11 protein-coding genes are annotated in these 12630 nt (G+C 69.8%); 10 read left to right on the top strand and 1 reads right to left on the bottom strand.

The annotated features are described in order from the left end of the window. Window positions 1-98 precede the first annotated feature (98 nt). From BM013_RS15415 to BM013_RS15400, 4 genes are all read left to right on the top strand, one after another. The gene (locus BM013_RS15415) at window positions 99-431 is read left to right on the top strand and encodes a helix-turn-helix domain-containing protein (protein ID WP_093128454.1); all 333 of its coding nucleotides are present in this window, start codon (window positions 99-101) and stop codon (window positions 429-431) included. Between the two features lie 90 nt (window positions 432-521). Then, window positions 522-3119 carry a DNA mismatch repair protein MutS gene (mutS, locus tag BM013_RS15410; RefSeq protein ID WP_371280231.1) on the top strand — a complete coding sequence of 866 codons (2598 nt, stop codon included), beginning with the start codon at window positions 522-524 and terminating at the stop codon, window positions 3117-3119. Between the two features lie 28 nt (window positions 3120-3147). Continuing rightward, on the top strand, window positions 3148-3987 hold the full coding sequence (locus BM013_RS15405) for a proteasome-type protease (protein ID WP_093128451.1): 840 nt from the start codon (window positions 3148-3150) through the stop codon (window positions 3985-3987). Between the two features lie 95 nt (window positions 3988-4082). Beyond that, complete coding sequence (locus BM013_RS15400; protein WP_093128726.1) at window positions 4083-4883, top strand: alpha/beta fold hydrolase; 801 nt, start codon at window positions 4083-4085, stop codon at window positions 4881-4883. A gap of 61 nt (window positions 4884-4944) precedes the next feature. Here the strand turns inward: BM013_RS15400 and BM013_RS15395 are convergent, their stop codons facing one another. Beyond that, a complete protein-coding gene (locus BM013_RS15395; protein ID WP_256221517.1) occupies window positions 4945-6405 on the bottom strand; it encodes an amidase in 1461 nt (486 codons plus the stop codon). A 136-nt stretch (window positions 6406-6541) separates the two neighbouring features. Here BM013_RS15395 and BM013_RS15390 point away from each other — a divergent pair, with 136 nt between their 5' ends. The 6 genes from BM013_RS15390 (at window position 6542) to BM013_RS15365 (ending at window position 12601) form a co-directional block, all read left to right on the top strand. Beyond that, a complete protein-coding gene (locus BM013_RS15390; protein ID WP_093128448.1) occupies window positions 6542-7804 on the top strand; it encodes an RNA polymerase sigma factor in 1263 nt (420 codons plus the stop codon). A 54-nt stretch (window positions 7805-7858) separates the two neighbouring features. Beyond that, a complete protein-coding gene (locus tag BM013_RS15385; RefSeq protein WP_093128446.1) occupies window positions 7859-8239 on the top strand; it encodes a YciI family protein in 381 nt (126 codons plus the stop codon). A gap of 108 nt (window positions 8240-8347) precedes the next feature. Continuing rightward, on the top strand, window positions 8348-9151 hold the full coding sequence (locus tag BM013_RS15380; RefSeq protein ID WP_093128445.1) for an SDR family NAD(P)-dependent oxidoreductase: 804 nt from the start codon (window positions 8348-8350) through the stop codon (window positions 9149-9151). A 103-nt stretch (window positions 9152-9254) separates the two neighbouring features. Beyond that, window positions 9255-9869, top strand: a complete 615-nt coding sequence (locus BM013_RS15375) for a GNAT family N-acetyltransferase (protein WP_093128443.1) — start codon at window positions 9255-9257, stop codon at window positions 9867-9869. 138 nt (window positions 9870-10007) lie between these two features. Continuing rightward, the gene (locus BM013_RS15370; protein ID WP_093128442.1) at window positions 10008-10769 is read left to right on the top strand and encodes a response regulator transcription factor; all 762 of its coding nucleotides are present in this window, start codon (window positions 10008-10010) and stop codon (window positions 10767-10769) included. Next, window positions 10679-12601 (top strand): sensor histidine kinase, encoded by a 1923-nt coding sequence (locus tag BM013_RS15365; RefSeq protein WP_093128441.1) that lies wholly within the window; start codon window positions 10679-10681, stop codon window positions 12599-12601. Before BM013_RS15370 ends, BM013_RS15365 begins: the two co-directional genes overlap by 91 nt. Window positions 12602-12630: the final 29 nt, after the last annotated feature.

Raw genomic sequence — 12630 nt, 5'->3', positions numbered from 1 at the left:
TGGGGATGCCACAAAGTTCACGGCAAGCAAGGGCGAGAAGGCAGCACGCGACGCGAAAGCGACAGGGCTCTATCGACAATGGCGAGAAAGAATTGACCATGAAGACCGACACCGCAGTCCGCCACGTCACCAAGCCCGGCGCCAACATCTTCCTCGAGCTGGGTTTTCCGCCGGCCGAAGCCCGGCGCTTGCAGGCCGCGTCGCAAAAGCAGATCAACGACACGCGGCTGCTGAAACAGCAACTCATGGAAGCGCCGTCGAGCTGGATCGCGGAGCATCACCTGAAACAGGCCGACGCTGCCGAAATCCTGATGGTCTCCCGCCCCCGGGCTTCCGACGTGGTGAACAGGAAGACAGCCAAGTTCACCATCGACACGTTGGTTGAAATGCTCAGCCGCATCGGCAAGCCGGTCAAACTGGTCGTCGGCTGAGCCCCCCGCCCGTCCCCGATAATCGCCCGAGTGAAAACGACGACTGCCCAACCCACCCCCTCGACCAGCGACTTTTCCGGGCACACGCCCATGATGGCGCAGTACCTCGGCCTGAAAGCCGACCATCCGGACACCCTGCTGTTCTACCGGATGGGCGATTTCTACGAGCTGTTCTGGGCCGATGCCGAAAAGGCCGCGCGCCTGCTCGACATCACGCTCACGCAGCGCGGCCAGTCGGCCGGCCAGCCGGTGGTGATGTGTGGCGTGCCCTTCCATGCGGTCGACACCTACCTGGGCCGCCTCATCAAGCTGGGTGAGTCGGTCGCCATCTGCGAACAGGTGGGCGAGGTCGGCGCGAGCAAGGGGCCGGTCGAGCGCAAGGTGATGCGCGTGGTCACGCCCGGCACGCTGACCGATTCGGAACTGCTCAGCGACAAGAGCGAATCTCTGCTGCTCGCGGTGCACGCGGGCACGCGCAATTTCTGCGGGCTGGCCTGGCTCAGCGTGACCGGCGCCGAGCTGCGGCTGGCCGAGTGCCCGGCCGACGCGCTGGAAACCTGGATCGCCCGCATCGCGCCGAGCGAACTGCTGTACAGCGCCGAAGTGACGCCCGCCTTCGAGCAACGCCTGAAGGCCGCGCGCAGCGCCACGCCTTTCACGCTGTCGATCCGCCCGGCGTGGCAGTTCGACGGCGGCCTGGGCGAGCGCAAGCTCAGCGAGCAGATGGGCAGCAACAGCCTGGCGGCATGGAACGCCGAGTCGCTCACCAACGCGCATGCCGCCGCGGCCGCGCTGCTGGGCTATGCCGAGCACACGCAAGGCCGCGCGCTCTCGCACGTGCAGCGCCTGTCGGTGGAGCGCGACGGCGACCTGATCGAGCTGCCGCCCACCACGCGGCGCAACCTCGAGCTGGTGCAGACGCTGCGCGGCGAAGAGTCGCCCACCATGTTCTCGCTGCTCGACACCTGCATGACGGGCATGGGCAGCCGGTTGCTCAAGCGCTGGCTGCTGTCGCCCCGGCGCGACCGCGCCGAGGCGCAGGCCCGGCTCGAAGCCATCGGCGCGCTGCAGTCCACGGTGCTCGGCGGCACGGCCGCGCCCTGGCGCACGCTGCGCGAGCAACTGAAGAACACCAGCGACGTGGAACGCATCGCCGCGCGCATCGCGCTGCGCCAGGTGCGCCCGCGCGAGCTGCTGGCGCTGCGCCTGGCGCTATCGAAAGCGGAGCAACTGGCGCCCCTGCTGCCCGCGTCCGCCGAACTGCTGGGCCGCATCACCGAGCGCCTGGCACCGCCGCCCGGCTGCGCCGACCTGCTGGTGAGCGCCATCAAGCCCGACCCGTCCGCACTGGTGCGCGACGGCGGCGTGATCGCCACCGGCCACGACGCCGAGCTCGACGAGCTGCGCGCCATCAGCGACAACTGCGACGACTTCCTGCTGAAGCTCGAAGTCAGCGAGCGCGAGCGCACCGGCATCAGCAACCTGCGGGTGCAGTTCAACCGGGTGCACGGCTTCTACATCGAGGTGACGCAGAGCGCGCTCTCGAAGGTGCCCGACAACTACCGCCGCCGCCAGACGCTGAAGAACGCCGAGCGCTTCATCACGCCCGAGCTGAAGGCCTTCGAAGACAAGGCCCTGAGCGCGCAAGACCGCGCGCTGGCGCGCGAGAAGTGGCTCTACGAACAGCTGCTCGACGCGCTGCAGCCCTCGGTGCCCGCGCTCACGCAGCTGGCCGGCGGCATTGCCACGCTGGACGCGCTGTGCGCGCTGGCCGAGCGCTCGCACACGCTGCACTGGCGCGCGCCCAGCTTCGTGTCGCACCCCTGCATCGAGATTTCGCAAGGGCGCCACCCAGTGGTGGAGGCGCGGCTGGCCGAAAAGTCGTCGGGTGGCTTCATCGCCAACGACACGCAGCTCGGCCCGCAACAGCGCATGCAGGTCATCACCGGCCCCAACATGGGCGGCAAGTCGACGTATATGCGCCAGGTGGCCATCGTGGTGCTGCTGGCTTCCATCGGCTCGCACGTGCCGGCGGCCGCCTGCCGGCTCGGGCCCATCGACGCCATTCACACCCGCATCGGCGCGGCGGACGACCTGGCCAATGCGCAGTCGACCTTCATGCTCGAGATGACCGAGGCCGCGCAGATCCTGCACAGCGCCACGGCCCAGTCGCTGGTGCTGATGGACGAAATCGGCCGCGGCACCAGCACCTTCGACGGGCTGGCGCTGGCCGCGGGCATCGCGGCCCAGCTGCACGACCGCAGCAAGGCCTTCACGCTGTTCGCCACGCACTACTTCGAGCTGACCGAGTTCCCGGCCACGCACCACGGCGCGGTGAACATGCACGTGAGCGCCACGGAAGCCGGCCGCGACATCGTGTTCCTGCACGAAATGCAGCCCGGCCCGGCCAGCAAGAGCTACGGGATCCAGGTGGCGCGCCTGGCGGGCATGCCCGCGGCGGTGGTCAACCATGCGCGCCAGGCGCTGGAGGCGCTCGAGTCGCAGCACGCGCAAACGCGTGCACAGGTCGACCTGTTCGCACCGCCTCCGGTGGCCGAAACCCCCATGGCCAGCGCCGTAGAATCCGCCCTGGCTGCACTAGACCCCGATGCCATGAGCCCGCGCGAGGCGCTCGACGCCTTGTACGCCCTTCAAAAATTGAACAAACGCGAACAGGCCGCCGGCTGACCGGGCACTGTTCATGCGAGATGAACTCATGACTTACTGCGTAGGCATCAAACTCAACGCCGGCCTGGTGTTTCTGTCCGACTCGCGCACCAATGCGGGCGTGGACCACATCAGCACCTTCCGCAAGATGATCGTCTACGAGCAGCCGGGCGACCGCGTCATGGTGCTGCTGTCGTCGGGCAACCTGAGCATCTCGCAGTCGGTGCGCGAAATCCTCCAGATCGAGGAGCTGCGCGAAACCCGCGAGGACGGCTCGCAGGGCGAACCCATCACCATCTGGAACGCCAAGAGCATGTTCGACGCCGCCCGCGTGCTGGGTTCGGCGGTGCGCCACGTGTACGACCGCGACGCCGAGGCGCTCAAGCATGCGGGCCTCGACTTCAACGTGTCCTTCATCTTCGGCGGCCAGGTCAAGGGCGAAGGCATGCGCCTGTTCCTGGTGTACGCGGCAGGCAACTTCATCGAAGCCACCACCGAGACGCCGTACTTCCAGGTCGGCGAGTCGAAGTACGGCAAGCCCGTGCTCGACCGCGTGCTCACGCCCGAGACCCCGCTGGACGAGGCCGCCAAGTGCGCGCTGGTGTCGATGGACTCGACCATGAAGTCGAACCTGTCGGTCGGCCTGCCGCTGGACCTGGTGGTGTACGAGGCCAACAAGCTCGAGACCGACCGCGTGATCTGCATCGACGCCGACAACCCCTACTACCGCATGATGCACAACAGCTGGGGCCAGAAGCTGCGCGAGGTGTTCGACAGCATCGAAGACCCGGTGTGGGACGACAGCCATACCGAGCATCCGCTGAAGATGCCCGCCACGCGCCACGGCGCGCTGCGCAAGATCTCCACGCCCGACGAAAAGCTGATCTGAGCAATGGAGCCCCCCGGCTTGTCACTTCGTGTGCTTCGCCACCCCCCGAGGGGGAGGCTCGGCCGCCTTGGGGCGGCCCGGCGGCGGCCTCGATGATGCCCCCGGTCGTTTTCTCGCACGGCAACAGCTTCCCCGCCAGCACCTACCGCGTCGTTCTCGACAGCCTGCGCAACCGCGGCTTCGAGGTCGACGCCATCGAGAAGTTCGGGCACGACCCGGAATACCCCGTCACCGACAACTGGCCGCACCTGGTGCAGCAGCTGGCCGACTTCGCCAAGGCACGCGCCGACCGCGCGGGCGCCCCGGTGTTCCTGATCGGCCATTCGCTCGGCGGCTTCCTGAGCCTGATGTGCGCGGCACGCCACCCCGAGCTGGCACGCGGCGTGGTGCTGATCGATTCGCCGATCCTCGGCGGCTGGCGCGCGAACACGCTCAACGTGGTCAAGCGCACGCCGCTCATGAAGAGCATCTCGCCCGGCGCCATCAGCCGCAAGCGGCGCAACAGCTGGGAGCACCGCGAGGCGGTGTTCGAGCACTTCCGCAGCAAGAAGGCATTCGCGAAGTGGGACGAGCAGGTGCTGCACGACTACATCGACCACGGTACCTTCGATACGGATGACACCCGCTCGCTGAGCTTCGACCGCGACGTCGAGACCGCCATCTACAACACCCTGCCGCACAACCTGGGTGCACTGCTGCGCGCGCACCCGCTCAAGTGCAAGGCCGCCTTCATCGGCGGGCGCCAGTCGGCCGAGATGAAGCGCGTGGGCATGGCGATGACGCAGCTGGTCACCAAGGGCCGCATCGCCATGATGGACGGCACCCACCTGTTCCCGATGGAAAAGCCGCTGGCGACCGCCGCGGCGGTGGAAGCGGCGCTGCGCAACCTGATGTGATGCGGATGCGATGCGAGGGGCCGGGTGCCCCCTCGCTCGCACCTCACCGCTTCACCTCACGTCACTTGGCGGTGACATGCACCCCGGGCCGCTCGCCCGCATTCCACTTCCCGCCCAACGCGCGCTCGATCTGCGCGGCCAGTTGCAGCAGCAGGCCGTCGTTCGCCTGAGCCGCCTGCGCCTGGATGCCCAGCGGCATGCCGTTCTCCTGCGTGGCCATCGGCAGCGAGATGCCGGGCATGCCGCACAGGTTGGCCAGCGGCGTGTACGCGAAGTTCTGCCACAGGTTGGCGAACCAGTCGTGCACCGACGGGTTGGTGCTGGTCGTCAGGTACTCGCTGGTGCCGACCCGGGGCGTGGGCAGCGCGGTGATCGGCGTGAGGATGATGTCCCAGCGCTGGAAGAAGTCGCCGAAGGCGCGCGAGGTGGTGTTGAACACGGCCTGCATCTTCGATCGCTCGGTGTACGAGGTGTTCAGCCCGGCTTCCCAGATCTTGATGTTGATCGGCTCCAGCAGCTCGGCCGGCGGACGCGCCAGCCCGAGGCGGTGCAGGTGGCCGTCGATGACCTGCGCGAAGTTGCTGATGTAGCAGGTGGTCTGCGCGGCAAAGGCGGTCTGGAAGTCGACCTCGGGCAGCACCCATTCGACGTGGTGCCCCAGCCCTTCGAGGAACTTGCCCACGCGTTCCAGCTCGGCCACGAAATGCGGCGTGGCGCGGAAGTCGCCCCACTCGTGCGACAGCGCGATGCGCAGGCGGCCCGGCTCCCTCTTGATGAGTTCGCTGTACGGCTCGGCCGGCGACCAGAAAGGCATGAACTCGCCCGGCGCGCCGCCGCGGCAGTGGTCGACGAAGGCCGCCGTGTCGCGCACGGTGCGGCTGTGGCAGCCCTGGATCGACACCAGCCCCGACAGGTCCGACAAGCCGGGTGCCAGCGAGAACACGCCGCGCGACACCTTCAGGCCGATGTTGCCGTTCACGCCGGCCGGAATGCGGATGGAGCCGCCGCCGTCGGTGGCATGCGACAGCGGCAGCACACCGGCGGCGACGATGGCAGCGGTGCCGGCCGACGAGCCGCAGGTGGTGTAGTCGAGGTCCCACGGGTTGCGCGTGACGTTGTACGCGTTCTCCACCGAGCTGCACACGCCGAACTCGGGCGTGGTGCTGCGGCCCACGATGTTCAGGCCGGCCTTGCGCAGCTGCTGCGTGAGGAAGCTGTCGGCCGCCGGGCGCTGGCCCTGCATCATGGCGGAGCCGAATTCCTGCAGGCGGCCCTTCAGCGTCGGGCCCAGGTCCTTCATCAGGTAAGGCAGGCCGGCGAACACGCCCTCGGGGTTCATGCCGTCCTTCAGCGGGTCGGCAACCACGTCGCCGAACACCTCGACCACGGCGTCGAGCTGTGGGTTGACCTTGGCGATGCCGGCCGCGGCCTGCGCGGCCAGCTCGGCGGCCGTCACGTCGCCCTTGCGGACCCGCTCGGCCAGCCCGATGCCGTCGTGCGCGGCCCATTCTTCCCAACTCATTGCAAACGTCATCTGGCGCGTTCCATTTCTATTCAAGGACATTTAGAAAACTGCTCGTCTTATTTTGCCGAGCGTGTCGGTGCGACGCATACTCGTTCGTCCTTGGGTGAGCAAGAACGAGGGACAAGCGCTTCGCATGACCGACACCGCCTGGATCGCCACCACGCTGACCGCATCGCGCCCGCGCGCGATGGCCGCGTTGCTGCGCCGCTTCCGCGAGCTCGACACGGCCGAGGAAGCCTTCCAGGAGGCCTGCCTGCGCGCCCTGCAGCACTGGCCCGCCGGCGGCCCGCCGCGCGACCCGCTCGCGTGGCTGATCTTCGTGGGGCGCAACGCGGGGGTCGACGAGCTGCGGCGGCGCAGCCGGCATGAGCCGCTGCCCGACGACGAAGACAGTGACGCTCTCTCACACACCCTCGCCTTCGGCGACAGCGAGGCATCCCGCATCGAGCAGCTCGACCACGCGCACTACCGCGACGACGTGCTGCGCCTGCTGTTCGTGTGCTGCCACCCCGCGCTGCCGCTCACGCAGCAGATCGCGCTGGCGTTGCGCATCGTCTCGGGGCTGTCGGTGCGGGAGATCGCGCGCGCCTTCCTGGTCGGCGAAAGCGCGATGGAGCAGCGCATCACGCGCGCCAGGAAGCACGTGGCCTCGGCCGGCATTCCGTTCGACACGCCGGGGCGGCGCGAGCGCGACGAGCGGCTGGCCGCCGTGTGCACCACGGTCTACCTGCTGTTCAACGAAGGCTATGCGGCCAGCGGCGGCACCGAGCATGTGCGCGCCGCGCTGTGCGAAGAGGCGATACGGCTCGCGCGGCTGCTGCTGGCGCTGTTCCCCGACGAGCCCGAGCTCATGGGCCTGGCCGCCCTGCTCCTGCTGCAGCATGCGCGCGCCGGCGCGCGGCTCGACGCCGGCGGCCTGGTGGTGCTGCTCGAAGACCAGAACCGCGCGCTGTGGAACCGCGCGCTCATCGGCGAAGGCCTGGCGCTGGCCGAGGCGGCGCTTCGCCAGCGACGGCCGGGCCCCTACCAGCTGCAGGCCGCCATTGCCGGCACGCACGCGCAGGCCGCGCGCGCCGACGACACCGACTGGGGCGAGATCGATCGCCTCTACGCCGCGCTCGAAACCCTGCAGCCCTCGCCGGTCGTCACGCTGAACCGCGCGGTGGCCGTGAACAAGCTGCACGGGCCGCGCGTGGCGCTGTCGCTGGTCGAGCCGCTGGCCGACGCGCTGGGCGGCTACTTTCACTTTCACGGCTTGCGCGGCGCGCTGCTGCTGCAGCTCGGCCTGGGCGAGGAAGCCCGCGCGGCCTTTGCGCGCGCCCTCGCGCTGGCCCGCACGGCGGCCGAGGCGGCGCACATCCGCGGCATGCTCGACCGCGCCGGCGCGCCGCACTGAACCCGCGCCCTCTTCACCTCGCTCTTCACCTCCCCCAGCCTGCAAAGGAAGACCATGCTCTATTCCATCCTCATCTACGGCTCCGAATCGGCGGTGGCCGCCTGGGAGCCCGGCGTCGAAGAGGACATGCTCGAACGCCACACCGACCTGCGCGACGACCTGCAGGCGCAGGGCCGCCTCGGCATGGTGCTGCGGCTGATGCCGGACGTGGCGACCACGGTGCGCCGCGCCGGCGACCTGCACCCGCTGGTGACCGACGGGCCGTTCGCCGAGACCAAGGAGCAGCTGATGGGCATCTACATCGTCGAGTGCGAAACGCTCGATGACGCCACACACGCGGCGCACCGGCTGGCGTTCGAGACGGGCGTGTTCGAGATCCGGCCCGTCACCTGGTACGACCCGGGCACGATCGCGGCGCGCATTCCGCAGGTCTGAAAAAAGAATCCGAAGAAATTGCGCCGGCGTTGTCGGACCGCGCCGCCGCCGTCCGTCCTTGGCTGGAACGCCCGCATGCCGCGGGCGGCAAACCGAGGAGAAAAGACGATGTCACAGGCATTCAAGCAACGGTGCGTGGTGGTTCACGGCGGCAGCGGCGCCATCGGGGCGGCGGTGGCCCGCGCCTTTGCACGCGAAGGCGCGCGGGTGTTCGTCACGGGCCGCAACCGCGCCAGGCTCGACGCGGTGGTGCGCGACATGGTGGCCGCCGGCGGCCAGGCCGAGGCGGCGGTGGTCGATGCGCTCGACGAGCAGGCCATGCTGCGCCACGCCGCGGCGGTGGCCGAACGCGCCGGCGGCATCGACATCGCGCTCAACGCCATCGGCGTCGTGCATGTGCAGGGCACGCCGCTGTCGGCGCTTTCGCTGGACGACTACTTCCTGCCCGTGCACGCCTACACGCGCAGCCCGTTCCTCACGGCCAAGGCCGTGGCGCCGCACATGGCGGGGCGCGGCGGCGGCGTGATCCTGTCGGTGTCGACGCCGGCCTCGCGCCTGCCGGGGCCGGGCTACCTCGGGCATGCGGTGGCCTGCGCGGGCGTGGAGGCGCTGTCGCGCCACATGGCGGGCGAGCTGGCGGCGTTCAACATCCGCACGGTGTGCATCCGCTCGCACGCCATTCCCGAGGCGGCCCTGGGCGGCTCGCACAGCCACGAAGTCTTTCGCCCCGTGGCGCAAGGCATGGGCCTCACGGTCGAGGAGATGCTGGCGGCCAAGCCGGCCGGCCTGCTGGTGAAGCGCCTGCCGTCGCTCGACCAGCTCGCGGCCGCGGCGCTGTTCGCCGCGTCGGACGGGGCCGGTGCGATGACCGGCGCGGTGCTGAACCTGAGCGGCGGGGTCACGCTCGACTGAGCAAGCGTCGAAGGCCAGAAGGGGAAAAGGGGCCGCTGCCTAGAATCGTGCGGACTCCCCTGCTCCCGAACCCCATGCACCCTGTGCACCCCGCACGCTCCGAATGCCGCTCGAACCCCTGTCCACGCCCGCACTCGCCGACGCGCTGATCGTCGATCCCTTCTACTTGGCGATCTCCGCCGACTTCGCACACGACATGCCGCGGCGCAAGGCCGTGCTGGCCTCGTACTTCGCCTACTCGCTGGGCGAGGCCCAACGCACCGGCCGTTGCCTGGTGCCGCAAGACCGTGAACTGGGTGCCGCGGCCTGGCTGCTGCCGCGCGCAGCGGCCGTGGACGCGGCAGAGTCGGCTGCCAAGAACGCGTTTCTCGCGGAAGCACTCGGGCCGCTGGGCCACGCCAACTACCATCGCATCGTCGAGTTCATGGCGGCGCGCGCACCGGCGGCGGTGCCCGAGGGCGCCTGGTACCTGTCGATCCTGGGCATCGCGCCCGCCGCGCAAGGCCGCGGGCTGGGCGGCCGGCTGCTGGCGCCGACGCTGGCCGAGGCCGATGCGGCGGGCGTGCCCTGTTTCCTGGAAACCTTCACGCCGCCCAGCGTGCCGTTCTACGAGCGCCTGGGCTTTCGCCGCGAGGCCGCGCACCGCGAGCCCGTGACCGATTCGGAGTACCTGATCATGTGCCGGCCGCCGTGCAAATCGGCCTCCGCCGCAGCCTGATGCGCAAGGACGCCGCCGCCCCGAAGCCCACGGCCTCAGGAGGGCCAGGGGATACAACCGGCAATACTTGGCAACAATCCTTGAAAATAAGTAAATACGTTCTGGCTGTCCTGCTTCGTTAGCCGAAAAATCCGCTTCATGTCCTCTTCCCTGATCGACGGCGCCGAGCCCGTGCTGCTGTCTCCTGCCCTGGTCGTCGAGGACGATCCGGCAATGCAGGAGCGGCTGCGCTACGTGCTGTCCACGCTGGGCTGCGACGAGGACCGCATCGCGGTGACCGACAGCGTTGCCGGGGCGCAGCAGCTGCTCGGGGAGCGCAACTACGGCGTGGTGCTGGTCGACATCGGGTTGTCGGACGGCAGCGGCCTGGAGCTCATCGGCTGGATGCAGGCGCACTGCCCGCGCGTGCCGGCGGTGGTGATCTCGGCCTGGCGCACCGAGGAAATCATCTTCGCGGCGCTGCGCGCGGGCGCCATCGGCTACCTGCTGAAGGAGCGCGACGACCTGGAGCTGAGCATCGCGCTGCGCAGCATCGAGCAAGGCGGCGCGCCGATCGACCCGACCATTGCGCGGCGCATCCTGTCGTGGCTGGCCACGACCCAGACACAGCTTGCCGCGCCGCCGGCGCCGAGCGAGCCGGGCGACGCCGCCGCGGTGGCGGGCGGGCCCGAAGCGCCTGGGGCCCCCCAGCCCGCCGCCCCGCCAAGCGCCCTCACGCCGCGCGAACACAAGATCCTCGAGCTCGTCTCGCACGGGCTGAGCAACCGCGAGATGGCCGAGTCGCTCTCGATCTCCAGACTGACCGTGGAATGCCATACCAAGAACATCTACCGCAAGCTGGCCGTGAACTCGCGCACCGAGGCCGTCTTCCAGGCGCGGCGGCACGGCTTGCTGCGCTGATCGGGGCGCTCCTCTCCCTTTTTCTTCTGCTCGCGGCCACCACCGGTGCGGCCGCCGCGGCACCGCTGCAGGTCGAAGCCGTGCGCGCCGCCGGCTGGCACGACACGGCGCCGCCCAGCGAAGGCTGGACACCCGTCACCCTGCCCGACAGCTGGGCCACGCGCTGGCCCGGCTTCGACGGCGTGGTCTGGTACCGGCTGACCTGGCAGCAGCCCGCGCAGCTGCGCGAAACCGGCCTGCTGCTGAACTACCTCAACATGGCCGGCGAGGTGTCGCTCAACGGCACGACGATCTCGCGCGACCCGAGCCTGGTCGAGCCGCTCACGCGCGCCTGGAACACGCCGCGCTATTGGCTGCTGGCGCCGCCGCTGCTGCGGCCGGGCACCAACACGCTGCTGGTGCGCGTGTCGGGCCTGGCGGCCTACCAGGCCGGGCTGGGGCCGGTGGAGCTCGGCGAACCGGCGGCGATGCAGGCGCGCTACGAGCGCGAGCAGCTGGTGCGCCGCGACCTGCAGGTGCTGGGCCTGGCGGTCAGCGCCGCGGTCTCGGCCTTCTTCGCGGCGTGGTGGTGGCTGCGCCGGCGCGAGACGGCCTACGGCTGGTTCGCGGCCATGTCGGTGCTGTGGCTGCTGTTCGCCTGCAACCAGGTGGCAACCAGCCCCTGGCCGTTCGGCACCAACCACGCCTGGCAGGCGCTCAACACCTCGCTGCTGCTGGTGTTCAGCGTGGCCTACATGGTCTTCGTGCTGCGCTACGGCGGGCGCCGCCTGCCGCGGCTGGAAGGCGCGGCGCTGTTGGTGGCGGTGGCCGGCGTGCTCGACCTGTGGCTGGCGCCGCTCTCCACGCTGGCCGCGCACCGCGCGGTGTGGACGCTGGCGGGCGGGCTCACCGTCATCGTGGTGAACAGCACGGCCATCGTGCATGCCCTGCGCCACCGCGGCAGTCCGCTGCGCTTCATCGCACCCTTCATGGCGCTGTCGGCGGCAACGGGCGCGCACGACCTGCTGGTGTTCACGCAGGTGATCGACAGCAACCTCTACTACACCAACATGTCGTCGTACGTGCTGCTGCTGGGCATGGCGCTCACGCAGGCGGCGCGCTTCGCGCAGAGCCTGCGGCGCATCGAGAACTTCAACACCGAGCTGATCGAGGAAGTGAACGCAGCCAAGGCCGAGCTGGCCGCCACGCTGGCGCAGCAGCATGCGCTGGAGCTTGCGCATGCGCGCATCGGCGAACGCGTGAACCTGGTGAGCGACCTGCACGACGGCCTGGGCGGCATGCTGGTGGGCAGCATCGCGACGCTGGAGCGCCAGCCCGGCAACCTCGGCGCGCCCGAGCTGCTGGCCATGCTCAAGCGCCTGCGCGACGACCTGCGGCTGATCATCGACGCCACCGGCCGCGACGACGGCGCGCGCGCGCTGGGCGAGCTGCTGGCGCCGATGCGCCACCGCAGCGCGCAGCTGCTCGACGCCAACGGCATCGATTGCCGCTGGAAGGTGACCGACATCGACACGCTCGAACTGCCGCCCTCGCAAAGCCTCGACCTGATGCGCTTCCTGCAGGAGGCGCTGACCAACGTGCTCAAGCACAGCGGCAGCCAGCGCGTGGACGTGACCGTGGCGCGCACGGGCGCCGAACTGCAGCTGAGCGTGCGCGACGACGGACGCGGTTTTGTGGTCGACGACACAGGAAGCACGAGGAGCACTGGAAACACCAGCGGCGCCGGCCTGCGCAACCTGCGCGCGCGGGCGCGCCGCCTCGGGGGCGAGCTGCAACTGCACTCCCGCCCCGGCGAAACGCAGGTGGCGCTGCGGATGCCGCTCGCCACCTAGCCGCCCGGTCACCCGGCCGCGAGGCCCGC

It is taken from the genome of Variovorax sp. OK605 (assembly GCF_900115445.1).
Taxonomy (GTDB): domain Bacteria; phylum Pseudomonadota; class Gammaproteobacteria; order Burkholderiales; family Burkholderiaceae_C; genus Variovorax.
This window is presented reverse-complemented; position numbering and strand designations above follow the sequence as displayed.